The organism is Brevundimonas sp. Root1279 (assembly GCF_001425945.1).
Taxonomy (GTDB): domain Bacteria; phylum Pseudomonadota; class Alphaproteobacteria; order Caulobacterales; family Caulobacteraceae; genus Brevundimonas.
Window position 1 is genome coordinate 51,171 of sequence record NZ_LMEB01000001.1, and the last position, 23,352, is coordinate 74,522.

The window sequence follows — 23,352 nt, forward strand, 5'->3', positions numbered from 1 at the left end:
CGCCGCGGTCTGTCTGAATATAGGGGGTTTAGCCGCCGACCGCTTCCGTGGTTCCGCCGAACAGGCCCACGCGCATGTCGTTGCAGGTGTAGATCACCTCGCCGTCAGCCTCGAGCACGCCGTCGGCGATGCCCATGACCAGCTTGCGATTGATCACCCGCTTCAGGTTGATCTTGTAGACGACCTTCTTGATGTCCGGGGTCACCTGGCCGGTGAACTTCACCTCGCCGACGCCCAGGGCGCGGCCGCGGCCCGGGCCGCCGATCCAGCCGAGGTAGAAGCCGACCAGCTGCCACATGGCGTCCAGGCCCAGGCAGCCCGGCATCACCGGGTCGTTGATGAAATGGCACTGGAAGAACCAGAGGTCCGGATGGATATCCAGCTCGGCCTCGACATAGCCCTTGCCGTGCTCGCCGCCGTCGGCGCTGATCTGGGTGATCCGGTCGAACATCAGCATCGGCGGGGCCGGCAGCTGGGCGTTGCCGGAGCCGAACAGCTCGCCACGGCCCGAGGCCAGCAGGGCCTGATAGTCGAACGACGACGGATATTGGGATTGGGTCAAAGGGACCGCTCGCATCTCGAAGGCCGACGGCGCGGACGCCGCTTCAAGCCGGGTGTGGCGGCCGGGTTACACGAGCCCGGGAGCGGGCTCAACTGTCGTGTGTAGAGGCGCGTCGGGCGCGGCTCAGCGCTCGCGCGGTCCGGCGGGGCGGGCGGCGTTGCAGAGCGGACGTTCCTGGGTCCCGAAGACGGCGCTCTGACGCACCCAGCCGCGCATGCGACGGACCCGCACCTCGCACCAGCCGTCGACGCATTCGTCCATCGCCACCAGGGCGTGCGGCGACAGGCGGGCGCGCACCGGCGAGGTGTCCGAGCGGCCGACGTGGATAGGGACTTCCTGGTTCGTGGTGTTGAACACGCTGCGCCGGCTCGAGACGACGCTGCGGTGGACCCAGGCGACGGCGCCCTCGGGGTCGCAGATCTTTCGCCACTCGCGGGTCTCGGCGATGACCTGAACCGGCAGGCCCGAGGCGTGGTACTCCCACAGGATGCGGTGATCGAGGCCGGGGCCGAAGCGGGCGCGGACCTCGGACGACTTCAGCGACAGCCAGCGCGGCACCGGTTGGCCGCTCGGGGTCGGCCGGCCGTCGGGCATGGTGTTGCTGGCCGAGGCGAGGACGGCGACGCCCAGCATGGCCGTGACGGCGACGAGCCTTTGGATGCGGGGGCGTGCTTTGCTAGACACCGGGGTGCGCCGTGAAATGAAGGCTTCGAATGTCCGCCCCCAAGCTTAAGGTCGTATTAACCAGACGGCTTCCGGACGCGGTCGAAACGCGCATGCGCGAGCTGTTCGACGCCGAACTGAACCTGACGGACCGGCCGATGACGCGGGACGATCTGCGCGCCGCCATGCAGCGCGCCGACGTGCTGTCGCCGACCATCACCGACACGATCGACGCCGAGCTGATCAGCGAAGCCGGCGAGCGGCTGAAGATGATCGCCAATTTCGGGGCCGGGGTGAACCACATCGACGTCGAGGCGGCGGTGGGTCGCGGCCTGATCGTGACCAACACCCCCGGCGTGCTGACGGAAGACACCGCCGACCTGGGCATGGCCCTGATCCTGGCGGTCAGCCGGCGCATCGTCGAAGGCGCCCAGGTGATGCAGGAGCAGCGCTTCGAGGGCTGGACCCCGACCTGGATGACCGGGCGCAAGCTGTGGGGCAAGCGGCTGGGCATCGTCGGCATGGGCCGCATCGGCCAGGCCCTGGCCCGTCGCGCCAAGGCCTTCGGCATGCAGGTGCACTACCACAACCGCAAACCGGTCCCGGAGATGATCGCCGAGGAGTTGGGCGCGACCTGGTGGGACGACCTGGACCAGATGCTGCAGCGGATGGACATCATCTCGCTGAACTGCCCGGCGACGAAGGAAACCCACCACGTGCTGTCGGCCGAGCGGCTGGCGAAGCTGCAGCCGCACGCCCTGCTGATCAACACCGCCCGCGGCGAACTGATCGACGAGGCGGCCCTGGCCGAGGCGGTGGCGCGGCGGGCGCTCGCGGGCGTCGGCCTGGACGTCTATGAGCACGAACCGGCGGTGCATCCGGGCCTGCTGGGCCATCCGAACGTGGTGCTGCTGCCCCACCTCGGCTCGGCGACGCTGGAGGCCCGGCAGGACATGGGCGACCGGGTGATCGCCAACATCATGACCTTCCAGAACGGCCACCGGCCGCCGGACCGCGTCATTCCGGCGATGCTCTGATCTCCAAGCTTGACGGCGCCGGCTAGGTTTGGCTTGTCTCCCGCGCAAGTATCGGGGGATTATCGTGAAGTCTGGTTCGAGTAAGGCGGCGCTGGCGGCGCTGTCGCGACGTGGGTTGCTCGCCGCGGCGGGTGGAATTGCGGGCCTGGCGGCCCTGCCGCCGGGGATGGCGCGAGCCCAGGTCGCGGCCTTTGCGTTGGCTGAATTCTTCGTCCCTCAGAAGAGCCTCGGCGCCGTGCTGTCGCCCTCAGGCGACCGCATCGCGGTGCTCGAGCAGAGCGGAACGCCAGGCGACCTGCGCGGCGACATCGACATCATCGACGCCCGCGATCCCGAGGGCCCGCGCCGCCGCCTCCCGCTGGGCGACGTCGAGATCGATTTCATGGAGTGGGCGAGCGACGACCGCCTGTTGATCCGAGCGGTGCTGACGGCCGAGACCGGACGCCAGATCCGGACCGGCTCCAGCATTCCGGGCGCCTCCGTCGAGTACCGCATGCGCCGCGTGGCGTCGGTGAACGTGAACACGGGCGAGACCGTGGTCCTTTTCAGCGATCAGCGGCAGCGGATGCGCGAAACCTACGACATGGGTCGGATCATCGACCTGCTGCCGAACGAGCCCGACCATGTGCTGATGGCCGCATGGGAGCGGGACGGGGTCATGGCCCTGCACCGTGTCGACCTGAGAGACGGGTCCGCGCAACTGATCGAGCGCGGAGGCTCCGGCACCTATCTCTGGCGGACCGTGAACGGCGTGCCCGTCATGCGCCATGACATCAACAAGCGCCGCACCGTGGAATCCATCATGGTCCGCGCTCCGGGTGAGGCGGAGTGGAAATTGGCGCGCCAGTCGCGGATCCGCGAGGCGCCCGAATTCGCCTGGGTCGGCCCCACCGACAAGCCGGGCGTCGTCCTGGTCATCGCGCGGGCGGAGAACGAGGACGTCCAGAGCGTTCGCGAGATGGACCTGACGACCACCGCCATCGGCGCCCCTCTGAACCAGCGGCCCGGCCGCGACGTGGTCTACGGACTGCGAGACTCGGCGGGCAGTTACCTCGGCGCCGCCTATTATGGCGACCGGCTGGAGTACGAGTTCGCCGAGGCCGGCCTGGCCACGCACCACCGCGCCCTGAACCGCTTCTTCGACAACCAGTGCGACGTTCACCTGACCGACGTCGACATCGCCCGCAATCGCTTCATTGCCCGGGTGACCGGGCCGAACGAGCCCGGCGCCTGGTTCTTCTACGACCGCGCCGCCCGCAAGATCGTGGCCATCGGCCAGGCGCGGGTGCTGGACCCGGCGAGGCTGGGAGCCACGGACACCTTGAAGGTCCAGACCCGCGACGGAGCGACCATCGAGGCCTATCTGACCGCCCCTCCTGGCGGCGCCCCGGGCCCCCTCGTGGTGCTACCGCACGGTGGCCCCGAGGTCCGCGACACTCCCGGCTGGGATCGACAAGTCCAGGTCCTGGCGGCGCAGGGCTGGTGGGTCCTGCGTCCGAACTTCCGCGGTTCGGGCGGCTACGGCATGAGCTTCGCCCGTGAGGGGTGGACCCGCTGGGGCACGCGGATGCAGGAGGACGTCGAGGACGCCGTCGCCCACGCCATCACCCTGAAGGGCCTCGACGCCTCGAAGGTCGGCATCATCGGCACGAGCTACGGCGCCTATGCGGCCCTCATGGGGGCGGTCAAGCGGCCGGATCTCTACAAGGCGGCGATCGGTATCTGCGGCGTCTACGACCTGCCGGATGTCCTGGCCTGGGTGGAGCGCGACGACGACGCTCCCGGCAAGCCAATCTACGAGTTCTGGACCCGGCGCATCGGCGAACGCGCCACCATGGGGGCGGCTCTGGAGGCGGCCTCGCCGCGTCGCCATGTGGCCGCAGTGACCTGCCCGGTCCTGCTCGTCCACGGGGTGGAGGATCCGGTCCTGCCCGTCGCCCAATCGCGCCGCATGCGCGACGCGTTGCGCGGCGCAGGCAAGACGGTCGAACTGATCGAAGTCGAGGACGCGGGACACGCTGACTGGGACGACGCCAAGGAGCAGCAGCTCATGGGTCGCTACGTCGACGTACTGCGCCGCGCCTTCGCCTGATCAGGCCGGCGCGCAAGCCGGGCAGGTCGGGTCGGCGGCGACGCGCACCGTGCGCGCCGTCCCGGCTAGGCCGTCGTAGAGCAGCAGGCGGCCGGCCAGCGGCTCGCCGGCGCCGGTGATCAGCTTGATCGCCTCCAGCGCCGCCATCGCACCGACCACGCCCGCCAGGGCGCCGACCACGCCGACGCGGGCGCAGGTCTCGGCGTCCGGCGGGGCCTCCGGCACCAGGCAGCGGTAGCAGGGGCGGCCGGAGAAGACGCCGACCTGGCCGCTCCAGCGACCCAGGGCGCCCGAGACCAGCGGCTTGCCCGCGGCGACGCAGGCGTCGCTGACGGCGAAGCGGGTGGCGAAGTCGTCCGTGCCGTCCAGCACCAGGTCGCAGCCCTCAAGCAGCCAGGCGGCGTTGTCGGCGGTGAGCCGTTCGGGGGCGTCCTCGATCTCGACATGCGGGTTGAGGGCGTCGAGCCGGTCGGCCGCCGCCTGGACCTTGCACCGGTCGAGATCGTCGCTGGTGAAGAGGATCTGGCGCTGCAGGTTCGACAGGGCGACGGCGTCGTCGTCGATCAGGCGCAGCGCTCCGACCCCCGCCGCCGCCAGATAGAGGGCCGCCGGCGAGCCGACGCCGCCCAGGCCGACAATGGCCACACGGGCGGCCTTCAGCCGCTGCTGGCCGGGCCCGCCGATCTCGGCGAGGACGAGGTGGCGCGCGTAGCGCTCGATTTCATCGTCGGAGAAGGTCACCCGTCCCAGTTAGGGCCTTCGGGCGCTTTGGTCACGCCGCCTGACGGAGATCCAGCAGGGCTTCGGCCTCGTTCGCTGTCACGCGGGACAGGCAGACGACCCCCACCTTGGCCAGCAAGGCCGCCGCGTCCGGGCACAGGAAGATCGGGTCGTCGAGGCGACGCCGCGGGATCGGGCTGTCGCTGAGGATGCGCAGGCCCGTATGGCGCGGATCGGCGAGCAGGCGGCGCACCAGGCGGTCGATATCGACCCGCGCGCCCTCGATGGCCTGCAGGATGTGACCCTCGTGGAACATGACGCAGCTGGTCAGGTCGTCGCGACGATTGTTGCGCTCGGACTCACCCAGGATCTGAGCGACCGACAGGGTCGAGGCGCCGGTCACGCCGACCGCTTCGCTGGCGTAGATCACGCGGTGAAGCAAAGCGCTTCCCTCTTCAGGCCATTTTCGGGGTTGGAATGTGGCGATGTACCCCGGATGCTTGGTACAAATGTGGCGCAGTCTAGCCTTTAGATTTCAGCGGTTTCCGCTTGCCGCGCCGCTTTTCGGTCTCCATCTGAAATGGATGATGAACGCAAACGACACCCACTCCGGGCCCGGCTGGCACGGCACCACCATCCTCGCGGTCCGCAAGGGCGGCCGCACGGTCATCGCCGGCGACGGCCAGGTCTCCATGGGCCCGACCATCGTCAAGGGCGCGGCCCGCAAGGTGCGCGTGCTGGCCGGCGGCAAGGTGCTGGCGGGCTTCGCCGGGGCCACCGCCGACGCCTTCACCCTGATCGAGCGGCTGGAGGCCAAGCTGGAGCAGTATCCGGACCAGCTGGCCCGGGCCTGCGTCGACCTGGCCAAGGACTGGCGCACCGATCGCTACCTGCGCCGGCTGGAGGCCATGCTGCTGGTCGCCGACAGGAACTCGATCTTCACCGTCACCGGCGTCGGCGACGTGCTGGAGCCGGAGCATGGGGTGGCGGCGGTCGGGTCGGGCGGCAACTACGCCCTGGCCGCGGCCCGCGCCCTCATGGATCACACCGACCTGGACGCCGAGACCATCGCCCGCCAGTCCATGGCCCTCGCGGCGGAGATCTGCGTCTACACCAACGGCAACCTGACGGTGGAGACGCTGGAGTAGGTTACGAGCGCCGGGCTGGCGACAGCGCGACAAGCTTGGCAGTGTGAAGGACGAACCGCTGGCTGGTTCGTCACAAAGAACACCAAGGATGCACGAAGGACACGACGAGACCGCGCCCATCCCCGCCGCCGCCGAGGTCGTGGGCCGCGGAGTCCTGGATGCCGCTTTCGTTGTCCACCGTGCGCTGGGACCCGGGCTTCTCGAAGCGGTCTACGAGGCCTGCCTTGCCGAAGAGCTGCGACAGGCCGGATTTCAGGTCGAGAGGCAAGTTGGAGTGCCCGTCGCCTATGGCGCCGTGCGAATGGATGTCGGCCTTCGCCTCGACTTGTTGATCGAAAAGTCCGTAGTGGTCGAAATCAAATCGATCGACGCCTTGGCGTCGATCCATTCGGCTCAAGTCCTCAGCTATCTCCGGTTCTCGGGCACGCGACTCGGCTACCTGATCAACTTCAACACCGTCTTGCTCAAGAACGGCCTCCGTCGGCTCGTGCTCTAACCCCCGTGGTGTGCTTCGTGCATCCTTGGTGTCCTTTGTGACGAACCTCGGCCGCCCGCCCCAAGCGCCGCAGCTCAGGCATGCGCCATCACGAGCTTAGCCTTTCCCCGATTTAACGCGACAAGCCGACGGATTGGGCGATCAATGTGAGGCGGAGGATCCCGCCCATGCGTCTCGCCCTTTTCGCCTTGCCTGTGCTCCTGGCAGCCGCCCCTGTGGGCGCGCAGACGCCCGACGCCGCCGAGGTGGTCGCCGCCGAGCGGGCCTTTGCGGCCGACGGGGCCGCGATGGGCATAACCGCCAGCTTCACCAAATGGTCGCTGCCCGATGCGGTGATCATCGGAAACGGCCAGGTGCAGACCGTGCGGCAGGCCTATCCGCCCGAGGTCCCGCGCCCGGTCGACGAGCCGATCCTGCAGTGGTGGCCGAATTTCGCCGGCATGGCCCGCTCGGGCGAGATGGGCTTCACCACCGGCGGGGTCTCCCTCAACGGCCAAAGGACCGGCCACTACTTCACCATCTGGAAGCGTCAGGACGACGGCTCCTGGAAGTGGGTCTACGACGGCGGTTCGGGGGCCAGCGCGGCTGCCGTCCCGGGACCGGAGACCGAGCCGGTGATCCTGCCGGTCGCGGCGTCCGGCTCGGCCTCGCCGGAGGCGGCGATGGAGGAGGTCGAGGCCGCCGAGGCGGTGCTGGCCCTCGCCGCCGCCACCAACCAGAAGGCCGCCCACCTGGAGGTCCTGGCCGCCAACGGCCGGCTCTACGTCGCGCCCCTGGCCCCGGCCATCGGCCGCGACCAGTTCGCCGCCGCCCTGGACGGCTGGCCGGCCAGCTTCACCTTCGGCCCGACACAGGGCGGCGGTTCGTCCGCGGCCGGCGACCTGGTCTGGACCTACGGGGAGGCCGGCTGGTCGCGCGCCGGCCAGGAACGCCGCGGCCACTATGTGCGGCTCTGGCAGAAACAGGCCGACGGCTGGCGCATCGTCCTCGCCCAGCTGATCCCGGCCCCTCCGCCGGCGCCGCCCGCGCCGGAGGCCCCTTCCGCCGGCGGCTAAAACGGGCAGCGCTGCTTTGGTGACGCACCACCCCTCCCCAAGTCCCGACCGCCGCCCCATGTGCGCAGAATGACCGACCTCTCTCCCCGCGAAATCGTTTCCGAACTCGACCGCTTCATCGTCGGCCAGGACGACGCCAAGCGCGCCGTCGCCGTGGCCCTGCGCAACCGCTGGCGGCGCAAGCGGGTGCCCGATGACCTGCGCGACGAGGTTACGCCGAAGAACATCCTGATGATCGGACCGACGGGGGTCGGGAAGACCGAGATCGCCCGCCGGCTGGCGCGCCTGGCCGGCTCGCCCTTCCTCAAGGTCGAAGCGACCAAATTCACCGAGGTCGGCTACGTCGGCCGCGACGTCGATCAGATCATGCGCGACCTGGTCGAGTCCGCCCTGGTCATGGTGCGCGAGAAGCGCCGCACCGGCGTGAAGGCCAAGGCCGAGGCCGCCGCAGAGGAGCGCATCCTCGACGCCCTGGTCGGACCCGGCTCGCAGCCGGCCACCCGCGACAGCTTCCGCAAGAAGCTGCGCGCCGGTGAGATGGACGACAAGGAGGTCGAGATCTCCCTGGCCGACACCAGCTCGCCGATGCAGGGGCTGGACCTGCCCGGCGGCGGCAATGTCGGCATGATCAACCTGTCGGAGATGCTCGGGAAACTGGGCGGGGGCCGCACCAAGACGGTGCGCCTGCCGGTGCGCGACGCCGTCGGGCCGCTGGTCACCGAGGAGAGCGACAAGCTTCTGGACCAGGACAGCCTGACCCGCGAGGCGGTGCTGCTGGCCGAAAACGAGGGCATCGTCTTCCTCGACGAGATCGACAAGGTGGCGGCCCGCCAGGGCGCCTCAGGCGCGGACGTCAGCCGCGAGGGCGTGCAGCGCGACCTGCTGCCGCTGATCGAGGGCACCACCGTCTCGACCAAATATGGACCTGTGAAGTCGGACCACGTGCTGTTCATCGCCTCGGGCGCCTTCCACGTGGCCAAGCCGTCGGACCTGCTGCCTGAGCTGCAGGGCCGGCTGCCGATCCGCGTCGAGCTGAAAGCCCTGACCCGAGACGACTTCCGCCGCATCCTGACCGAGCCCGAGGCCAATCTGATCCGTCAGAACCAGGCGCTGCTGGCCACCGAGAACGTCACCCTGACCTTCAGTGACGACGCCATCGAGGCCCTGGCCGACGCGGCCGTGGCGGCCAACAGCACCATCGAGAACATCGGCGCGCGCCGTCTGCAGACGGTGCTGGAGCGGGTGTTGGAGGAGACCAGCTTCAAGGCCTCCGACCTGTCAGGTCAGACCGTCGCCTTCGACGGCGAGCAGGTTCGGGAACGGGTCGGCGAACTGGCCAAGGACGCCGACCTGAGCCGGTTCATCCTCTAGGGCGCTTCCTGGGGTCGCTTGGCCTCGTCCCGGGCGGCGTCCCGCACACGGTGGGCCCGCTCATCGGCGGCGACCCGCTCCTCCATGGAGACGGCGGCGGCCTCAGGCTGCGGTTCGGGCGCAGAGACGGGGGCAGGCCGAAGCAGCACGACGACGACGAGCACCGCCCCGAACACGGCCAGGCCGAGCAGGATCCAGAGGCTGGCGCCTCCGCCCCGGTTTCGGCGGGCGACGGGGTCTTCTCTCATGATCGGCGGCTCCTCAAGGGTTCGAGGCTAACACGTCTGGAACGCTACAGTTGCGCTTGCCTGCAAAGGACCCCGGTTGAACCCGGAACGGAAACAGAACATACAGACACAATGAGCGCGTCCGCCGTCTCCATCGAACTGGTCTTCAGCCGCCCGGCGACGACCCTGGCGGTCACCCGCGGGGCGGCCCGACTGATGATCGATCTGGGCTTCGCGCCCCTGCTCGAGGTCGGCCTGCCCAATGGCCGGCGGGCGGACGTCATGGCGCTGGGGCCGCGCGGCGAGATCGCCATCTGCGAGGTCAAGTCGGGGATCGAGGACTATCGCGTCGATCGCAAATGGGGCGAGTACCGGCCCTACTGCGACCTTTTCTTCTTCGCCGTGGCGCCGGAGTTTCCGTCGGACATCCTGCCGGACGAGCCGGGCCTTATCGTCGCCGACGCCTTCGGCGGGGCGGTGGTGCGCGACGCCGTATCGATCCCGCTGGCCCCGGCGCGGCGAAAGGCGCTGACGATCGGCTTCGGCCGACTGGGGGCGCTCAGGACGCTGCGCGACCCGACCCTGCTTTAGCCGCCGACGCGGCCGCTCTCGCCCGCGCTGAGGATGGCGGCCTTCGACGCCGCGCAGCCGGACAGGCGGATGTCGTCACCGAAGGTCACCCGCGCGGTCAGCGGATAGGTCCGATCACTCATGCCGTCGGAACAGTCCTCCGCCTCCAGGGTGATGATCAGCTCGACGCCCGACTCGGTCAGGCCGCGATAGACTACCGAGTCCTCGAACAGCGTCCGGCGCGCAGGCGCGGCGCGGATCGTCGGCCGATCGGCGCCGGAGAAGGTCATCTCGGGGCCGCTGACGTCGACGCTCCAGAAGGGCTCGGTCCCGAGGGCCCGTAGGGGTTGGCTAAGATCGACGCCGCCCAGACGGGCAGGGCCGCTCGGCCCTGGTCCGGACGGGGACGACGCGTCTGTGGCGCAGCCGGCCAGCAGCAGCAGGGGGATCAGCATCGGGCGGAGGTCACGCATCGCCTGCATCCTTTCCTATGTCGCCGGCGGAGCCTCCGCCGACGCGGTCACCGGCCCCTGTTCGCCGGCCGTCATGATGGCCGCGGTCGAGGCCGCGCAACCGTTGAGGGTTTCCTCGCCCACCTTAACGATGGCGGTGAGCGGATAGATCCGCTCGCTCATGCCGTCCGAGCATTCGGTCGACGCCAGGGTGATGACGATGGGGGTCCCGGCCGTGGTCTGGCTCTCGAGGCGGACGACGGTGCCCTGCACGGAGGCCTTGGGCTGGGGCGCGCGCTGCTCGGGACGATCGACGCCGCGGAAGACGACCTCCTCGCCGGTCAGGTCGACCGACCAGAAGGGCTCGGTGCCCAGGGCCCGGACCGGCTCGGTCAGGTCGACCCCCGCGAGAACCGGCGGCGGGGCGGCGGGCTCGGGCGCAGCCTCCGGCTCCTCGGCGGACGGCCCGCAGGCGGCGGCCAGCAGGCACAGGGCGACGGCGGACAGGGGAAGCAGACGCATGGGGATCTCCGAAACCGGCCCCTAGGAACGCTCTGGCCCGGTCCGGGTCAAGTCCGCGGGGCCCAAGCCCTCAGAGCCAGCCCTTCTTCTTGAACCAGACCAGGGGGAGGATCGCCGAGATCACCATGGCCCCCACGGCGAGCGGATAGCCCCAGGCCTGCGAAAGCTCGGGCATGTGGGTGAAATTCATGCCGTAGATCGAGGCGATCAGGGTCGGCGGCAGGAAGGCGACCGCCGCCACCGAGAAGATCTTGATGATCGACGACTGCTCGATGTTGATCAGGCCCAGGGCGGCCGAGAGCTGGAAATTGATCGAGGCGGCGACCGCCTGGTTGTGGGAGATCAGGCTCTGGGCGTCGCGGGCCAGGGAGCGCAGGTGCTCGCGGTGCTCCTTGTTGTGCTCGAGACGGTCGTCCAGCGCGACGAAGGCGAAGATGCGGGACAGGCCGGACAGGCTCTGCTCGATGCGGGCGTTGGCGATGTGGGCGCGGCCCAGCTTGGTGATCAGCTTCTCGAAACGGACCGTCTTGCGCACGGCGAAGACATGGTTCGAGACCGCCTCGACCTTGAGGGCGTTGGTCGACAGCACGTCGGAGACGCGATCGATGATCGCCTCCATCAGGTGCAGGAACAGGTCCGGTCCCGAACCGCACACCGCCGGCTCGCGATCCAGCTTCTCCAGCGTCATGGCGAAGGGCTTGGGGTCGAAATAGCGGATGGTGACCAGCGGGCCCTTGGTCAGGACGAAGGTCACCGGGTCGACCTCCGGAATGAGCGCGTCGCCGTGGTGGATGATGTCGGCGGTGGCGTAGGTGGCGCCGTTCTCGCGGTACAGGCGGCTCGACGCCTCGAGCTCGGCCATCTCGGCGCGGGTCGGGATCGACAGGCCGAGCGCCCGTTCGACGACCCGATCCTCCTCGACCGTCGGCTCCAGCAGGTCGATCCAGACGGCGTCGGGCGGCAGGACCCAGGCTGCGGCCTCGCCGGCGTGCACCTCGCAGCTGCGCTGGCCGGAGCGGTAGACTCGGATCATGGGCGGATTCCGGCGCGCCGGTTCAGCCGGTCAGGGCTGGCCGATGCTCGACGTCGGCGCGGCCGCCAGCAGGACGCCGCCGGTCGGCTGGAGAGCGGCTTTATGGATGAAGCCGTAGGTCGGGTAGACGGTCGTGCCGAGGTCATTGATCGGATCGTACCAGACCTTGACCGCGGTCCAATCGCCGTTTGCAGAGACGTCGACGACAGTGACGTTCTCCTCGACCTTGCCGCGGCTGCCGCCCCAGTTGGCGTGGGTCACGCGGATGACGCGGTCGGTGAGGATTTCGGAGACGACGGCGACATGGCCCCGGCTCATGCGGCCGCTGGACTGGAAGGCGAGCACCGAGCCCATCTGCGGGCGGGCGCCGGTCCGGTAGCGGGACTGGGCCTGGGACCACCAGGTGTGGGCGTCGCCGAAGATCTCGATGCCCGAATACATTCGGGCGAAGGTGACGCACTGCCAGTACGGTTCCTGGGCCTTGGCGGAGGGAGCGAAGCCCAGGGCCATGAGGCCAAGGGACAGGGCGACCGCGGCGGCTTTGAACCGTTTCGTCATGCTGCGCGCTTTCCCGGTCTCACTTGAGCCAAGCTTTAGACGATAGTTTCCTGGGGTTGAAGAACCCTTTCGGGCGAGTCCGCCTGGGTTGCGGAGCCGGGTTGACCTGAGCCGTTGCGATCGGCGAATCGCCGCAAAGCCTGTCGGGCCGGGCGTTCGACGAGGTGGTAGGCGGCGGCCGCCACGAGCGGGATCAGGGTCACAACGGCAAGCCACACAATGATGTGAAGCCGCTTGTCCGGGGCGTCCGTGAACCGCGCCGCGAGGTTCACCCCGACCAGCAGGACGGGCGCGCAGACCATGTAGACGGCATAGGAGATCTCGCCCAGCCAGACGCCGAAGGGCGAGGCCAGGACGCCGGCGCGGGCGTTGTCGAGACCGGCGAGGCCGAGGATCAGGGCGCCGCCGCACAGAACCACGATCGGGTCCCACAGGCCCAGCGAGGCGCTGGCCAGGGCGCCGAGGCCGCCGGCCAGGGCCAGCCAGCCGCCGTGGCGGACCGGGGCGCGCCGATGGATCAGGTAGAGGGCGCAGCCGAGCGCGAAGCAGGGGACGATGCGCAACGCGCCCCAACGGAAGGTGGCCTCGGTCAACTGGAAGCCCGCCAGGCGCTCGAAGGCGGCGTAGAGCCCCAGCGCCAGCGCGGCGGCGAGGCCCGCGGCCAGCAGCGGCCGGGCGCGCAGACGCCAGGCGACGAAGGCGAAGGCGGGGAAGGCCAGATAGGCGAACCACTCGGCCGAGATCGACCAGGACGGATGGTTGAAGGCCGAACTCGGGGCCAGGCCCCAGGCGTGGGTGAGGGTCAACTGGGCGGGCAGCGACCGCCAGTCGGTCAGGCTGGCGTCGACGGCGACGCCCACAGCGCCCGCCCCGAGCCCCAGAACCACCATCCCGGCCAGGGTCAGCAGGTGCAGCGGATAGACCCGCGCCACCCGCGCCCACAGGAAGCCCTTGTAGGAGAACCGCCCCTCCCCGGCCGCCGCCAGATAGACGTGGCTGAGAATGAAGCCCGACAGGACAAAGAAGACCTCGACCCCGAGATAGCCGCGGGTCACCGCAGTCGGCGCGACGTCCACGGCCAGATGCGGCCAGGCGGTGTAGAGCACGACCCAGGCGGCGGCGAGGAAACGCAACGTCGTCAGGGCGCGCAGGTCGGGCGGGGTCTGGACCGGGTTCATAGCCCCGGAGCCTAGGGGCGCAGGCTTGGGAAACGATTAAGCGCCGAGGGCTCCGCCAAGCCTCTGAAACCTTACAGAGATTTCACTTCGGACCGCGCATCCGTCGGGGTCGCCGCAGGCCTCTTGTCCTTCGAGCGGGGGCTCAAAGTTGAAGAAGACTCGAAAGAAAAATCAAATGCTTCTCAGCCATCTCCTCGCCGCCGTCGCCTTGGCCGCGGCGCCCGCCGCCGGCTCGGACGGCCTGTCCATGCGCGTCCCCGCGGCCGGTCTCGACCTCGGCGACCGAGCGGACGCCGCGGCCTTCGCCGAACGGATCGCGGACGAGAGCCGCCGCTTCTGCGCCGCCTACGGACCGCGCGTGACCCCGACCAGCCAGGGCGACCTGCGTCTGTGCGAAAGGGCGATGGGCGCCGCGGCGGTCAGCGCCCTGCCGGACGACCAGTGGCGGCGGTTCATGCGCGCCGGCGGCCGGAGGGTCCTGAACCGGCTGCAGGGCTAGATCAGGCGCTGCACTCTGCCGGCTTCGTCTCGCCCGGCTTGTACATGGCGCAGGACCGGTCGATCTCGTCCTGGATCAGCTGGCAGGGGTTTTCCGGGTTGCACGGCGGGTGCGAAGCCGGGCTTACGGCGGTGCAGCGCTCGGCCAGCCGCACCGCGGCGTCGGAGCCCTGATCGAGGGTGCACGAGGTCGAGCTGGCCTCGGGCGGCAGCACCGCATCCTCCTGCGGCGGAGCATCGGCCGGCATGATCGGCTCCTGAACCGCGGCCGCATCGGCGGCGGGCGCCTTGTCCGCCGGCGCCTCGGCGGGCGGCGTGCAGGCGGCCAACGCGAGAGCGACGGTCAGGAGGATGGGCAGGCGCATGGGGTCGTCTCCGCGGACAGGCGCGGGGACGATGCCCGGTTTCGCAGAACGATGAAACCCCGGTCGCCCGGGACGCGAAGCTTAACGGTTGAGGGCCGCCCGCTGCAGGGCGAACAGCTCCGCGCAGCCGCCCTCCGCCAGTTGGAACAGGCGCTCGAACTCGGCGCGCGAGAAGCCGCGCTTCTCGCCGGTGGCCTGGATCTCGACGATGGTTCCCGAGCCAGTCAGGACGAAGTTGGAATCCGCCTCGGCCGTGGAATCCTCTTCGTAGTCGAGGTCCAGCACCGGCTCATCGCTGCACACGCCGCAGGAGACCGCGGCGACCTGGTCGAGGATCGGGTCGGTCTTCAGCACGCCCTCGGCGCGCAGGTAGTCGAACGCGCTGGCCATGGCGACCCAGGCGCCGGTGATGGCGGCGGTGCGGGTGCCGCCGTCGGCCTGGATGACGTCGCAATCGAGCACGACCTGGCGTTCGCCAAGAGCCTTGAGGTCGACGACGGCGCGGAGCGAGCGGCCGATCAGGCGCTGGATTTCCTGGGTGCGGCCCGTCTGCTTGCCCGTGGCGGCCTCGCGGCGGCCGCGGGTGTGGGTGGCGCGCGGCAGCATGCCGTACTCCGCCGTCACCCAGCCCTGGCCCTTGCCGCGCATCCAGCCCGGCACGTTCTCCTCGACCGAGGCGGTGACGAGCACCTTCGTATTGCCGAACGACACAAGGCAGGAGCCCTCGGCGTAGCGGTTGACGCCGGTCTCGAGCGTGACGGTGCGGAGTTGTTCGGGGGTCCGTTCGGAGGGGCGCATGGGTAATCCTTGGAAGCAGTCGCGGCGCTGCTTATCCTGAAACCGTGAGCCTGTCCCCCTCTCCTCCCCTCGGCCTCGTCCGCCTGCGTCCTGCGACGCTGGACGACGTCCCGACGCTGGAGGCCTGGGACCGCGAGCCGCACGTCATCGCCTGCTCCAGCGACACGCCCGGTCTGGAGGTCGCCTTCGACGGCATCGTCTGGCGCGAGGAGCTGGCCGAGCGATCGGACGTGAGCTTCTACGACATCGCCGAGGTCGACGGCGTTCCGATCGGGGTGATGCAGATCTGCGACCCGCATCTGGAGCCGACCCACTACTGGGGCGAGATCGAGCCGGGCCTCAGGGCCATGGACATCTGGATCGGTCCGCCCGAAGCGCTCAACAAGGGCTATGGGACGCAGATGATGACCCTGGCCATCGACGCCGCCTTCACCGATCCGACGGTGACGGGGGTCGTCATCGATCCGCTGAACTCCAACACCGAGGCGCACCGCTTCTACCAGCGGCTGGGCTTCGTCCCCGAGGGCCGCCGCATGTTCGACGAGGACGACTGCTTGGTGCACCGGCTGACCCGGGCCGACTGGGAGGCCCGGCGGTGAAAACGCCCCTCCTGACCTCGACGGCGCTGGAGGGCGGCGGCCTAGCCGGGCTGGATGCGCGGGCGCGCGACATCTTCCGGCGCATCGTCGAGACCTATCTGCAGACCGGTGAGCCGGTGGGGTCGCGAACCCTGTCGATGACCGGGATCAGTCTGTCGCCGGCCTCGATCCGCAACACCATGCAGGACCTGACCCTGGCCGGGCTGCTGGCCTCGCCGCACACCTCGGCGGGGCGGATCCCGACCCATGCGGGCCTGCGCCTGTTCGTCGACGGCCTGCTCGAGATCGGCGACCTGTCGCGCGAGGAGCGGCGCGAGATCGACGCCCGACTGATCGGCAAGGGCCGCGGCTTCGACGAGGCGCTGAACGAGGCCTCGTCCCTGCTGTCCGGCCTGGCCGGCGGGGCGGGGATCGTGGCCAGCCCGGTGCGCGACGCCGGGGTCAAGCACGTGGAGTTCGTCGCCCTGGGGCACGACCAGGCCTTGGCCGTGCTGGTCGGCGACGACGGCTCGGTCGAGAACCGGCTGATGCCGCTGAAGGCCGGGGTGACGCCCTCGACCCTGCAGGAGGCGTCGAACTTCCTCAACGCCCGGCTGAAGGGCCGCCCCCTGCACGAGGCGCGCACCGAGATGCGCAGCGAACTGGAGATCGCACGGCGCGAACTGGACGCCACCGCGGCACGTCTGGTCGAGGACGGGCTGGCGGCCTGGTCCGGCGGGGCCGAGCGGGAGCGGGCCCTGATCGTGCGCGGCCGGGCCAACCTGCTGCAGGACGCCGGGGCCATGGAAGACCTGGAGAAGGTCCGCATCCTGTTCGACGACCTGGAGCAGAAGGAGCAGCTGATCGGCCTGCTCGACGGGGTGTCCTCGGCCCAGGGCGTGCGCATCTTCATCGGGGCAGAAACGCGCCTGTTTTCGCTTTCGGGTTCCGCCGTCGTCGCGGCGCCCTATATGACGGGCCGACAACGGGTCCTGGGCGCCATCGGCGTGATCGGACCTGCGCGACTGAACTATGCCCGGATCATCCCGTTGGTGGACTACACCGCGCGGGTGCTGGGCCGAATGCTGGACGGACAAGAGACGTGAACGAGCCCGAAAATCCGACTTCCGAAGAACTCGCCGCCGACATCGCCGAGTCCGAAGCCAACGCCGAAGCCGGCCTGGACGACGGCCTGGGCCCGATCGACGCCCTGATCGCCGAGCGCGACCAGTGGAAGGACCGCGCCCTGCGGGCGGTGGCCGAGGCCGAGAACACCAAGAAGCGCGCCGAGACCCAGAACAACGACGCCCGCGCCTACGCCATCCAGAAATTCGCCCGCGACCTGCTGGGCGTGGCCGACAACCTTGAGCGCGCCCTGCAGGCCGCTCCGAAGAACGCCGACGCCGGCGAGGCCGGCCTGGTGACCGGGCTGGAGCTGACCCAGAAGTCGCTGCTGCAGGCCTTCGAGAACAACAACCTGCGTCGCGTCGCGCCGGAGCCGGGTGAGGCCTTCGACCCGCACCTGCACCAGGCGATGATGGAACAGCCGTCGGACACGGTGCAGGGCGGCCAGGTGCTGCAGACCCTGCAGGCCGGCTACGCCCTGTTCGGCCGCACCGTGCGCCCGGCCATGGTTGTGGTCGCCGCCAAGGGCTCCGGCGCCGCGGCGGGCAATGCGGCGTACGCGCAGCCGCAGAGCCAGCCCGGCGGAAATTTCGACCAGAAGAGCTGAGGTCTTATCGTCCCCGATCTCCGCTCCGCTGCGCCGGGGATGACAAGGCGCCGGGCTGGCTGGACCTTCAGCCCTTCAGCTTGTCCTCAAACAGCTTGAGCAGCTTGGCCCAGCCGTCCGCGGCGTCGGCGGCGCGATAGCTGTCGCGGTAGTCGGCGTGGAAGCCGTGCGGCGCGGCCGGATAAACGTCGATGTGGCTGTCGGTCTTGCCCGCCGCGGTCAGGGCCGCGTTCATGGCCGCCACGCTCTCCAGCGGAATGCCGCGATCGGCCTCGCCGTAGAGGCCGAGGACCGGCGCCTTGAGCTCGCCGGCCAGATCGACGGGCCAGGGTTTGCCGGCCTCGATCTGTTCAGCGGTGGCCGTCGCGGGCGGGGCCAGGCGGCCGTACCAGGCGACGCCGGCGTCGATCTGCGGGAAGCGGGCCGCAGCCTGCCACACCACCTTGCCGCCCCAGCACCAGCCCGTGACGCCGATCTTGTCGTTGGCCCAGGCCTGGCCGCCGACCCAGTCGAGCGCGGCGCCGATGTCGCCCATGACCTGCTCGTATTTGGCGGCGGCGACGATCTGCTGGATGCGAGCCATGTCGCTGAGCGGGGCCGGGTCCTCGACCCGGACGAAGAAGGCCGGGGCGACCGCCGCGTAGCCGGCCTTGGCCAGACGACGCGCGACGTCGCGGATATATTCGTGGACGCCGAAGATCTCGGACACGACGATGACCGTCGGGAAGGGCCCCGCCCCGGTCGGCCGGGCGACATAGATCGGGAGTTGATAGCCGTCCGGGGCCGCGATCGTCGTCTGCTCGATCGTCAGGTCGTCGTCGTCGGTTGCGATCGGCGCGGCCTGGGCTGCGAGGGCGGCCGGCGCGTAGCCGGCGAACAGCAGCCCCCCGACCCCGCCCGTGGCCAGGGCTCGGCGGCTGAAGCGGAAATCGTCGGCCTCAGGGCCTTCGGGACGGATCAGGTCGGTCATAGGCGGGCTCCCGGGAGTGATGAGTGGTTAGTGATTAGTGGTTGCGGCCGCCGACAGACGGCCCTCTGCACGTCGACGCCAACTCCGGCCCAGCCACTAATCACTAACCACTAATCACTGGCCAGCCCTGCTTTTCGAAGCGTGAGGTTGAGGCGGCCGCCACCCGGGATCAGCCCCGACGACCCCGGCAGGATGCGGTCGACGCCGTGGCGGGCGAGGCGGGCGGGGCCGGTCAGGGCGCATACGTCGCCGGAGCTGAGGCGGATGCTGCGGGTCGGTCCGCCCTCGGCCGGGCCGATGCGGAAGACGGCCGCATCCCCCAGCGAGATCGAGACAACGGGCGCCGTCCGGTCGGGCTCGTCGAGATCCTGATGCAGGCCCATGCGGGCCGTGTCCCGATACAGATTGACCAGGCAGGCGTCGGGAGCGTCCTCCCGGCCGGTCAGTTCGCGCCACAGGGCGGGCAGGACCGCGGGCATCGGCGGCCAGGGGGCGCCGGTCTCGGGGTGGTTCGGCTGATAGCGATAGCCGGCGCGGTCCGAGACCCAGCCGAGCGGGCCCAGATTGGTCATCCGCACCGAGAAGGGGCGGCCGGTGCGGGTCGTGGGCGCATAGAAGGGCGCGCCCGCGACGGCGGCGAGGACCTGGTCGCGCAGATCGGCCTGCTCAGCGGGCGACAGGGCCTCGGGCCAGAGGCGGAATCCCTCCAGCCCCGTGGCGAGCTCGCGCCGGCTCACGCTCAGCGGGTCAGGTAGAAGTCGGCGATGCGGCAGACGTTGACGTTCTCGCGCAGCACCACCGTCCCGCCGGCCAGCTCGGCCCGCAGGTCGTACAGGCAGCCGCCCTGGCCGTCGTCGATCAGCACCTGGGCGCTGGAGCCCGCCGCAACCGTCGCGCCGCCCAGGAGGTTGCCGCCGAACTCGCCGGTGCGGACATCAGCGGCGCGCAGCTGCTGCAGGGCGGCCCCGGTCTGGTTGTGGACGCGGACACGGCGGTTCTGGCCGTCGCGCGACTGCACGGCGGCGGGAGAGGCGGCGACGGCGACCTCGGCGGCGCCGGCCAGGCCGAGGACGGCGGCGAGGGCTGCGATGGCGAGGGTCTTGCGGGCGGTCATGGTCTTTTTCCTGCGGGGCCCCGCCCGCGCCCCCCGGCGCAAGGGGACCACCCAAACGCGATCATAGCGCGTTCCTTGCTTGTTCGCACCTGACGCAGCCTGACCGGAATCACATGCCGGAATCGCCTCTCGAAAGCGATCAGGCCTTGCGGGCCGGGGGGTGTTTCCCATATCGGCGACAGCCGCCGCAAAACCCCGCAGATCGTGGGGCTTTGCGGCCCACCTGTATCAACCGACCCAAGACCCTGACACCAGGGGCGGTCACGCGCGGCGCTTCGCTTTAAAAGGCCGCCGCACCGCCCGCTGAAATGGAGTGAGAGACCTACCTATGGCCAAGATCATCGGCATCGACCTGGGCACCACCAACTCGTGTGTGGCCGTCATGGACGGCAAGAACCCCAAGGTCATCGAGAACGCGGAAGGCAACCGCACGACCCCGTCGGTCGTCGCCATCCAGGACAACGGCGAGGTCCTGGTGGGCCAGCCGGCGCGCCGCCAGGCCGTGACCAACCCGACCAACACCTTCTTCGCCATCAAGCGCCTGATCGGCCGCAACTACGACGACCCCGTCGTGGCGAAGGACAAGGGCATGGTGCCCTACGAGATTTCCAAGGGCCCGAACGGCGACGCCTGGGTTCGCGCCCACGGCAAGGACTATTCGCCCCAGCAGGTTTCGGCCTTCACCCTGGGCAAGATGAAGGAGGCCGCGGAGGCCTACCTCGGTGAGAAGGTGACCCAGGCGGTCATCACCGTCCCGGCCTATTTCAACGACGCCCAGCGTCAGGCCACCAAGGACGCCGGCAAGATCGCCGGCCTGGAAGTCCTGCGCATCATCAACGAGCCGACCGCGGCCGCCCTGGCCTATGGCCTGGAGAAGAACGACGGCCAGAAGATCGCCGTCTATGACCTCGGCGGCGGCACCTTCGACGTTTCGATCCTCGAGATCGGCGACGGTGTCTTCGAGGTGAAGTCGACCAATGGCGACACCTTCCTGGGCGGCGAGGACTTCGACCTGCGCCTGGTCGACTACCTGGCCGACGAGTTCAAGAAGGAGCAGGGCGTCGACCTGCGCACCGACAAGCTGGCCCTGCAGCGCCTGAAGGAAGAGGCGGAAAAGGCCAAGAAAGAACTGAGCTCGACGACCCAGTACGAGGTCAATCTGCCGTTCATCACCATGAACGCCTCGGGCCCGCTGCACCTGAACATCAAGCTGTCGCGCGCCAAGCTGGAGGCCCTGGTCGAAGACCTGGTCCAGCGCACCATCGAGCCCTGCGCCAAGGCGCTGAAGGACGCAGGCCTGAAAGCCTCGGACATCGATGAAGTGGTTCTGGTCGGCGGCATGACCCGCATGCCCAAGGTCGTCGAGGCCGTGAAGGCCTTCTTCGGCAAGGAGCCGCACAAGGGCGTGAACCCGGACGAGGTCGTGGCGCTGGGCGCCGCGGTTCAGGCCGGCGTGCTGCAGGGCGACGTCAAGGACGTGCTGCTGCTCGACGTGACCCCGCTCACCCTGGGCATCGAGACCCTGGGCGGCGTCTTCACCCCGCTGATCGAGCGCAACACCACCATCCCGACCAAGAAGAGCCAGACCTTCTCGACCGCTGACGACAACCAGTCGGCCGTGACGATCCGGGTCTTCCAGGGCGAACGCCCGATGGCCGCCGACAACAAGGTGCTGGGTCAGTTCGACCTGATGGGCATTCCGCCGGCGCCGCGCGGCATGCCGCAGATCGAGGTCGCCTTCGACATCGACGCCAACGGCATCGTGCACGTCACCGCCAAGGACAAGGCGACCAACAAGGAGCAGTCGATCCGCATCCAGGCCAACGGCGGCCTCTCGGACGCGGACATCGACAAGATGGTCAAGGAAGCCGAGGCCAACGCCGCGGCCGACAAGTCGCGCCGCGACCTGGTCGAGGCCCAGAACTCGGCCGACAGCCTGATCCACTCGACGGAGAAGGCCATGGCCGAACACGGCGACAAGATCGGCGAGACCGAGAAGACGGCGATCGAGGCGGCCCTGGCCGACCTGAAGACCGCCAAGGACGGCGAGGATTCGGAAGCCATCCGCGAGAAGACCAACACCCTGGCCCAGGCCTCGATGAAGCTGGGCGAGGCGATGTACGCCGCTTCGCAGGGTTCGGGCGAAGGCGCCGAGGGCGCGTCGGAAGCTCCGGCTGACGACGGCGTGGTCGACGCCGAGTTCGAGGAAGTCTCGGACTCCGACGACGAGAAGAAGAGCGCGTAAGCCACAGGCGCCGCACAAACGCTACGCCCCCGCTTGCAACGCAGGCGGGGGTTCGTTTCATAAAACTTGCATCATTCGACCGGGCGCCCATGTCAGCCCGGTCAGCCATTCCGGCCAAGTCGCCCGCAAGAGGCGCGGGCCGGGAGGCGGGGTAAGAGGACGAACGCCAGATGGCGACGCGTGACTATTACGAAGTTCTGGGCGTCGAGCGGACGATCGACGCCGCCGGCCTGAAGTCGGCCTACCGCAAGCTGGCCATGCAGCATCACCCGGACCGCAACGGCGGTTGCGAGGACGCCATGGCGCGCTTCAAGGAGATTTCCGAAGCCTACAGCGTGCTGTCCGACGACCAGAAGCGCGCCGCCTACGACCGCTACGGCCACGCCGGCGTCAACGGCGGCGGCGGCGGCAATCCGTTCGGCCAGGGCCAGGGCTTCGCCGACGTCAACGACATCTTCTCGCAGGTCTTCGGCGACGCCTTCGGGGACGTCTTCGGCGCCCGCGGCGGCGGCGGCGGCAACGCCCGCCAGAACGGCCCGCGCCGCGGCTCGGACCTGCGCTACGACCTCGAGATCTCGCTCGAGCAGGCCTACAAGGGCGCCGAGGTCGACATCGCGGTGCCGACCACCGCCGCCTGCGATACCTGCGAGGGCTCCGGCGCCAAGAAGGGCGCCAAGCCGACCACCTGCACCACCTGCCAGGGCGCCGGTCGCGTGCGCACCGCCAACGGCTTCTTCCAAATGGAGCGCACCTGCCCCGCCTGCGGCGGCCAGGGCAGCCGTCTGTCGGCCAACGACGCCTGCGGCGACTGTCATGGCCAGGGCCTGGTCCGCAAGACCCGCAAGCTGCAGCTGAAGGTTCCGGCGGGCGTGGACGACGGCTCGCGCATCCGCCTCTCGGGCGAGGGCGACGCCGGTCTGCGCGGCGGCCCGCGCGGCGACCTGTACGTCTTCGTCTCCGTGACCCCGCACGAGCTGTTCGAGCGCGACAACCTGGACCTGCTGGTCACCGTGCCGGTGGCCATGACCACGGCGGCTCTGGGCGGCGAGATCGACGCCCCCTGTCTGACCTCCGAGGCCTGCGACGGCCGCTGCAAGGCCTCGGTGGCCGTGCCCGCGGGCGCCCAAACCGGCAAGACGGTGCGGATCAAGGGCAAGGGCATGCCGCACCTGAACGGCAAGAACCGCGGCGACCTGGTCGTGGAGCTGTTCGTCGAGACGCCGACCGACCTGACCGCCCGTCAGAAGGAGCTGCTGGAAGAGCTGGCCGCCTCCCTGGGCGACACCCAGACGCCGCGCAACTCATCCTTCGCCGGCAAGGCCAAGCGGTTCTGGGCCGACATCATGGGCGAGACCGCTCAGTGATCGG

Annotated in this window: 28 protein-coding genes; 13 read left to right on the forward strand and 15 right to left on the reverse strand. The window is 69.7% G+C overall.

Going from position 1 to position 23,352, the window contains the following annotated elements:
- Positions 1-28 precede the first annotated feature (28 nt).
- Together fabA and ASC65_RS00245 are read right to left on the reverse strand one after the other, a co-directional pair.
- The gene (fabA, locus tag ASC65_RS00240; protein WP_056447867.1) at positions 29-577 is read right to left on the reverse strand and encodes a 3-hydroxyacyl-[acyl-carrier-protein] dehydratase FabA; all 549 of its coding nucleotides are present in this window, start codon (positions 575-577) and stop codon (positions 29-31) included.
- Between the two features lie 108 nt (positions 578-685).
- Positions 686-1,246, reverse strand: a complete 561-nt coding sequence (locus ASC65_RS00245; RefSeq protein ID WP_235561355.1) for an SH3 domain-containing protein — start codon at positions 1,244-1,246, stop codon at positions 686-688.
- Between the two features lie 29 nt (positions 1,247-1,275).
- Here ASC65_RS00245 and ASC65_RS00250 point away from each other — a divergent pair, with 29 nt between their 5' ends.
- A complete protein-coding gene (locus tag ASC65_RS00250) occupies positions 1,276-2,262 on the forward strand; it encodes a 2-hydroxyacid dehydrogenase (protein WP_056447872.1) in 987 nt (328 codons plus the stop codon).
- 64 nt (positions 2,263-2,326) lie between these two features.
- Positions 2,327-4,354 (forward strand): alpha/beta hydrolase family protein, encoded by a 2,028-nt coding sequence (locus ASC65_RS00255; RefSeq protein WP_156459498.1) that lies wholly within the window; start codon positions 2,327-2,329, stop codon positions 4,352-4,354.
- Here ASC65_RS00255 and ASC65_RS00260 read toward each other — a convergent pair whose 3' ends face one another.
- Positions 4,355-5,095: a HesA/MoeB/ThiF family protein gene (locus ASC65_RS00260; protein WP_056447878.1), complete on the reverse strand. Its 741-nt coding sequence runs from the start codon at positions 5,093-5,095 to the stop codon at positions 4,355-4,357. It lies immediately after the preceding gene.
- Positions 5,096-5,126: 31 nt separating this feature from the next.
- The gene (locus ASC65_RS00265) at positions 5,127-5,504 is read right to left on the reverse strand and encodes a BLUF domain-containing protein (RefSeq protein ID WP_235561356.1); all 378 of its coding nucleotides are present in this window, start codon (positions 5,502-5,504) and stop codon (positions 5,127-5,129) included.
- Between the two features lie 154 nt (positions 5,505-5,658).
- Here ASC65_RS00265 and hslV point away from each other — a divergent pair, with 154 nt between their 5' ends.
- The 4 genes from hslV to hslU all read left to right on the forward strand — a co-directional run bounded on the left by hslV (position 5,659) and on the right by hslU (position 9,144).
- The gene (gene hslV, locus ASC65_RS00270) at positions 5,659-6,222 is read left to right on the forward strand and encodes an ATP-dependent protease subunit HslV (RefSeq protein ID WP_056447884.1); all 564 of its coding nucleotides are present in this window, start codon (positions 5,659-5,661) and stop codon (positions 6,220-6,222) included.
- 88 nt (positions 6,223-6,310) lie between these two features.
- The gene (locus tag ASC65_RS00275; RefSeq protein WP_056447887.1) at positions 6,311-6,718 is read left to right on the forward strand and encodes a GxxExxY protein; all 408 of its coding nucleotides are present in this window, start codon (positions 6,311-6,313) and stop codon (positions 6,716-6,718) included.
- A 167-nt stretch (positions 6,719-6,885) separates the two neighbouring features.
- Positions 6,886-7,773, forward strand: coding sequence for a DUF4440 domain-containing protein (locus tag ASC65_RS00280; RefSeq protein WP_056447890.1), 888 nt, complete (start codon positions 6,886-6,888; stop codon positions 7,771-7,773).
- A gap of 69 nt (positions 7,774-7,842) precedes the next feature.
- A complete protein-coding gene (gene hslU, locus ASC65_RS00285) occupies positions 7,843-9,144 on the forward strand; it encodes an ATP-dependent protease ATPase subunit HslU (RefSeq protein WP_056447894.1) in 1,302 nt (433 codons plus the stop codon).
- Here hslU and ASC65_RS00290 read toward each other — a convergent pair.
- Positions 9,141-9,392 (reverse strand): hypothetical protein, encoded by a 252-nt coding sequence (locus ASC65_RS00290; protein WP_056447897.1) that lies wholly within the window; start codon positions 9,390-9,392, stop codon positions 9,141-9,143. The two genes, hslU and ASC65_RS00290, sit on opposite strands and share 4 nt — an antisense overlap.
- Positions 9,393-9,503: 111 nt before the next feature.
- Here ASC65_RS00290 and mmcB point away from each other — a divergent pair, with 111 nt between their 5' ends.
- Complete coding sequence (gene mmcB, locus ASC65_RS00295; protein ID WP_056447900.1) at positions 9,504-9,962, forward strand: DNA repair putative endonuclease MmcB; 459 nt, start codon at positions 9,504-9,506, stop codon at positions 9,960-9,962.
- Here mmcB and ASC65_RS00300 read toward each other — a convergent pair.
- From ASC65_RS00300 to ASC65_RS00320, 5 genes are all read right to left on the reverse strand, one after another.
- Positions 9,959-10,414: a COG3650 family protein gene (locus ASC65_RS00300; protein ID WP_235561357.1), complete on the reverse strand. Its 456-nt coding sequence runs from the start codon at positions 10,412-10,414 to the stop codon at positions 9,959-9,961. The genes mmcB and ASC65_RS00300 overlap by 4 nt on opposite strands.
- Before the next feature lie 15 nt (positions 10,415-10,429).
- Entirely contained in the window at positions 10,430-10,915 is a 486-nt protein-coding gene (locus tag ASC65_RS00305; RefSeq protein WP_056447903.1) for a COG3650 family protein, read from the reverse strand.
- Between the two features lie 70 nt (positions 10,916-10,985).
- Positions 10,986-11,948, reverse strand: coding sequence for a magnesium transporter CorA family protein (locus ASC65_RS00310; RefSeq protein ID WP_056447906.1), 963 nt, complete (start codon positions 11,946-11,948; stop codon positions 10,986-10,988).
- Between the two features lie 30 nt (positions 11,949-11,978).
- Positions 11,979-12,506 (reverse strand): CHAP domain-containing protein, encoded by a 528-nt coding sequence (locus tag ASC65_RS00315; RefSeq protein ID WP_056447909.1) that lies wholly within the window; start codon positions 12,504-12,506, stop codon positions 11,979-11,981.
- A gap of 35 nt (positions 12,507-12,541) precedes the next feature.
- Positions 12,542-13,684, reverse strand: a complete 1,143-nt coding sequence (locus ASC65_RS00320; RefSeq protein ID WP_056447912.1) for an acyltransferase family protein — start codon at positions 13,682-13,684, stop codon at positions 12,542-12,544.
- 175 nt (positions 13,685-13,859) lie between these two features.
- Here ASC65_RS00320 and ASC65_RS00325 point away from each other — a divergent pair, with 175 nt between their 5' ends.
- Complete coding sequence (locus tag ASC65_RS00325; protein ID WP_056447915.1) at positions 13,860-14,183, forward strand: UrcA family protein; 324 nt, start codon at positions 13,860-13,862, stop codon at positions 14,181-14,183.
- A gap of 1 nt (position 14,184) precedes the next feature.
- Here ASC65_RS00325 and ASC65_RS00330 read toward each other — a convergent pair whose 3' ends face one another.
- Both ASC65_RS00330 and rph read right to left on the reverse strand, forming a co-directional pair.
- Positions 14,185-14,547 carry a hypothetical protein gene (locus ASC65_RS00330; protein ID WP_056447918.1) on the reverse strand — a complete coding sequence of 121 codons (363 nt, stop codon included), beginning with the start codon at positions 14,545-14,547 and terminating at the stop codon, positions 14,185-14,187.
- Between the two features lie 81 nt (positions 14,548-14,628).
- The gene (rph, locus tag ASC65_RS00335) at positions 14,629-15,345 is read right to left on the reverse strand and encodes a ribonuclease PH (protein WP_056447921.1); all 717 of its coding nucleotides are present in this window, start codon (positions 15,343-15,345) and stop codon (positions 14,629-14,631) included.
- A 44-nt stretch (positions 15,346-15,389) separates the two neighbouring features.
- Between rph and ASC65_RS00340 the strand changes: the two genes are divergently transcribed.
- Genes ASC65_RS00340 through grpE form a run of 3 tightly spaced genes read left to right on the forward strand, consistent with a single transcriptional unit; the run spans position 15,390 to position 17,655 of the window.
- Positions 15,390-15,944, forward strand: a complete 555-nt coding sequence (locus tag ASC65_RS00340; protein ID WP_235561358.1) for a GNAT family N-acetyltransferase — start codon at positions 15,390-15,392, stop codon at positions 15,942-15,944.
- Positions 15,926-17,029, forward strand: coding sequence for a heat-inducible transcriptional repressor HrcA (hrcA, locus tag ASC65_RS00345; protein ID WP_442854112.1), 1,104 nt, complete (start codon positions 15,926-15,928; stop codon positions 17,027-17,029). The genes ASC65_RS00340 and hrcA overlap by 19 nt, the downstream gene beginning before the upstream one ends.
- Positions 17,026-17,655: a nucleotide exchange factor GrpE gene (grpE, locus tag ASC65_RS00350; RefSeq protein ID WP_056447924.1), complete on the forward strand. Its 630-nt coding sequence runs from the start codon at positions 17,026-17,028 to the stop codon at positions 17,653-17,655. Before hrcA ends, grpE begins: the two co-directional genes overlap by 4 nt.
- A gap of 67 nt (positions 17,656-17,722) precedes the next feature.
- Here the strand turns inward: grpE and ASC65_RS00355 are convergent, their stop codons facing one another.
- The 3 genes from ASC65_RS00355 to ASC65_RS00365 all read right to left on the reverse strand — a co-directional run bounded on the left by ASC65_RS00355 (position 17,723) and on the right by ASC65_RS00365 (position 19,739).
- Positions 17,723-18,625 (reverse strand): dienelactone hydrolase family protein, encoded by a 903-nt coding sequence (locus ASC65_RS00355; protein ID WP_056447926.1) that lies wholly within the window; start codon positions 18,623-18,625, stop codon positions 17,723-17,725.
- Between the two features lie 110 nt (positions 18,626-18,735).
- A complete protein-coding gene (locus tag ASC65_RS00360; protein ID WP_235561359.1) occupies positions 18,736-19,362 on the reverse strand; it encodes an alpha-ketoglutarate-dependent dioxygenase AlkB in 627 nt (208 codons plus the stop codon).
- A gap of 2 nt (positions 19,363-19,364) precedes the next feature.
- Positions 19,365-19,739, reverse strand: a complete 375-nt coding sequence (locus ASC65_RS00365; RefSeq protein WP_056447929.1) for a hypothetical protein — start codon at positions 19,737-19,739, stop codon at positions 19,365-19,367.
- Between the two features lie 328 nt (positions 19,740-20,067).
- Between ASC65_RS00365 and dnaK the strand changes: the two genes are divergently transcribed.
- Together dnaK and dnaJ are read left to right on the forward strand one after the other, a co-directional pair.
- Positions 20,068-21,984 carry a molecular chaperone DnaK gene (dnaK, locus tag ASC65_RS00370; RefSeq protein ID WP_056447932.1) on the forward strand — a complete coding sequence of 639 codons (1,917 nt, stop codon included), beginning with the start codon at positions 20,068-20,070 and terminating at the stop codon, positions 21,982-21,984.
- 170 nt (positions 21,985-22,154) lie between these two features.
- Positions 22,155-23,348 carry a molecular chaperone DnaJ gene (dnaJ, locus tag ASC65_RS00375; protein WP_056447935.1) on the forward strand — a complete coding sequence of 398 codons (1,194 nt, stop codon included), beginning with the start codon at positions 22,155-22,157 and terminating at the stop codon, positions 23,346-23,348.
- Positions 23,349-23,352 lie beyond the last annotated feature (4 nt).

Bases quoted from the DNA above. Each gene is read 5' to 3' on its own strand.
- fabA (WP_056447867.1), bottom strand. From the start codon at position 577: ATGCGAGCGGTCCCTTTGACCCAATCCCAATATCCGTCGTCGTTCGAC.
- ASC65_RS00250 (WP_056447872.1), top strand. From the start codon at position 1,276: ATGTCCGCCCCCAAGCTTAAGGTCGTATTAACCAGACGGCTTCCGGAC.
- hslV (WP_056447884.1), top strand. From the start codon at position 5,659: ATGATGAACGCAAACGACACCCACTCCGGGCCCGGCTGGCACGGCACC.
- ASC65_RS00275 (WP_056447887.1), top strand. From the start codon at position 6,311: ATGCACGAAGGACACGACGAGACCGCGCCCATCCCCGCCGCCGCCGAG.
- ASC65_RS00280 (WP_056447890.1), top strand. From the start codon at position 6,886: ATGCGTCTCGCCCTTTTCGCCTTGCCTGTGCTCCTGGCAGCCGCCCCT.
- hslU (WP_056447894.1), top strand. From the start codon at position 7,843: ATGACCGACCTCTCTCCCCGCGAAATCGTTTCCGAACTCGACCGCTTC.
- ASC65_RS00290 (WP_056447897.1), bottom strand. From the start codon at position 9,392: ATGAGAGAAGACCCCGTCGCCCGCCGAAACCGGGGCGGAGGCGCCAGC.
- mmcB (WP_056447900.1), top strand. From the start codon at position 9,504: ATGAGCGCGTCCGCCGTCTCCATCGAACTGGTCTTCAGCCGCCCGGCG.
- ASC65_RS00300 (WP_235561357.1), bottom strand. From the start codon at position 10,414: ATGCGTGACCTCCGCCCGATGCTGATCCCCCTGCTGCTGCTGGCCGGC.
- ASC65_RS00305 (WP_056447903.1), bottom strand. From the start codon at position 10,915: ATGCGTCTGCTTCCCCTGTCCGCCGTCGCCCTGTGCCTGCTGGCCGCC.
- ASC65_RS00310 (WP_056447906.1), bottom strand. From the start codon at position 11,948: ATGATCCGAGTCTACCGCTCCGGCCAGCGCAGCTGCGAGGTGCACGCC.
- ASC65_RS00315 (WP_056447909.1), bottom strand. From the start codon at position 12,506: ATGACGAAACGGTTCAAAGCCGCCGCGGTCGCCCTGTCCCTTGGCCTC.
- ASC65_RS00320 (WP_056447912.1), bottom strand. From the start codon at position 13,684: ATGAACCCGGTCCAGACCCCGCCCGACCTGCGCGCCCTGACGACGTTG.
- ASC65_RS00325 (WP_056447915.1), top strand. From the start codon at position 13,860: ATGCTTCTCAGCCATCTCCTCGCCGCCGTCGCCTTGGCCGCGGCGCCC.
- ASC65_RS00330 (WP_056447918.1), bottom strand. From the start codon at position 14,547: ATGCGCCTGCCCATCCTCCTGACCGTCGCTCTCGCGTTGGCCGCCTGC.
- rph (WP_056447921.1), bottom strand. From the start codon at position 15,345: ATGCGCCCCTCCGAACGGACCCCCGAACAACTCCGCACCGTCACGCTC.
- ASC65_RS00355 (WP_056447926.1), bottom strand. From the start codon at position 18,625: ATGACCGACCTGATCCGTCCCGAAGGCCCTGAGGCCGACGATTTCCGC.
- ASC65_RS00365 (WP_056447929.1), bottom strand. From the start codon at position 19,739: ATGACCGCCCGCAAGACCCTCGCCATCGCAGCCCTCGCCGCCGTCCTC.
- dnaK (WP_056447932.1), top strand. From the start codon at position 20,068: ATGGCCAAGATCATCGGCATCGACCTGGGCACCACCAACTCGTGTGTG.
- dnaJ (WP_056447935.1), top strand. From the start codon at position 22,155: ATGGCGACGCGTGACTATTACGAAGTTCTGGGCGTCGAGCGGACGATC.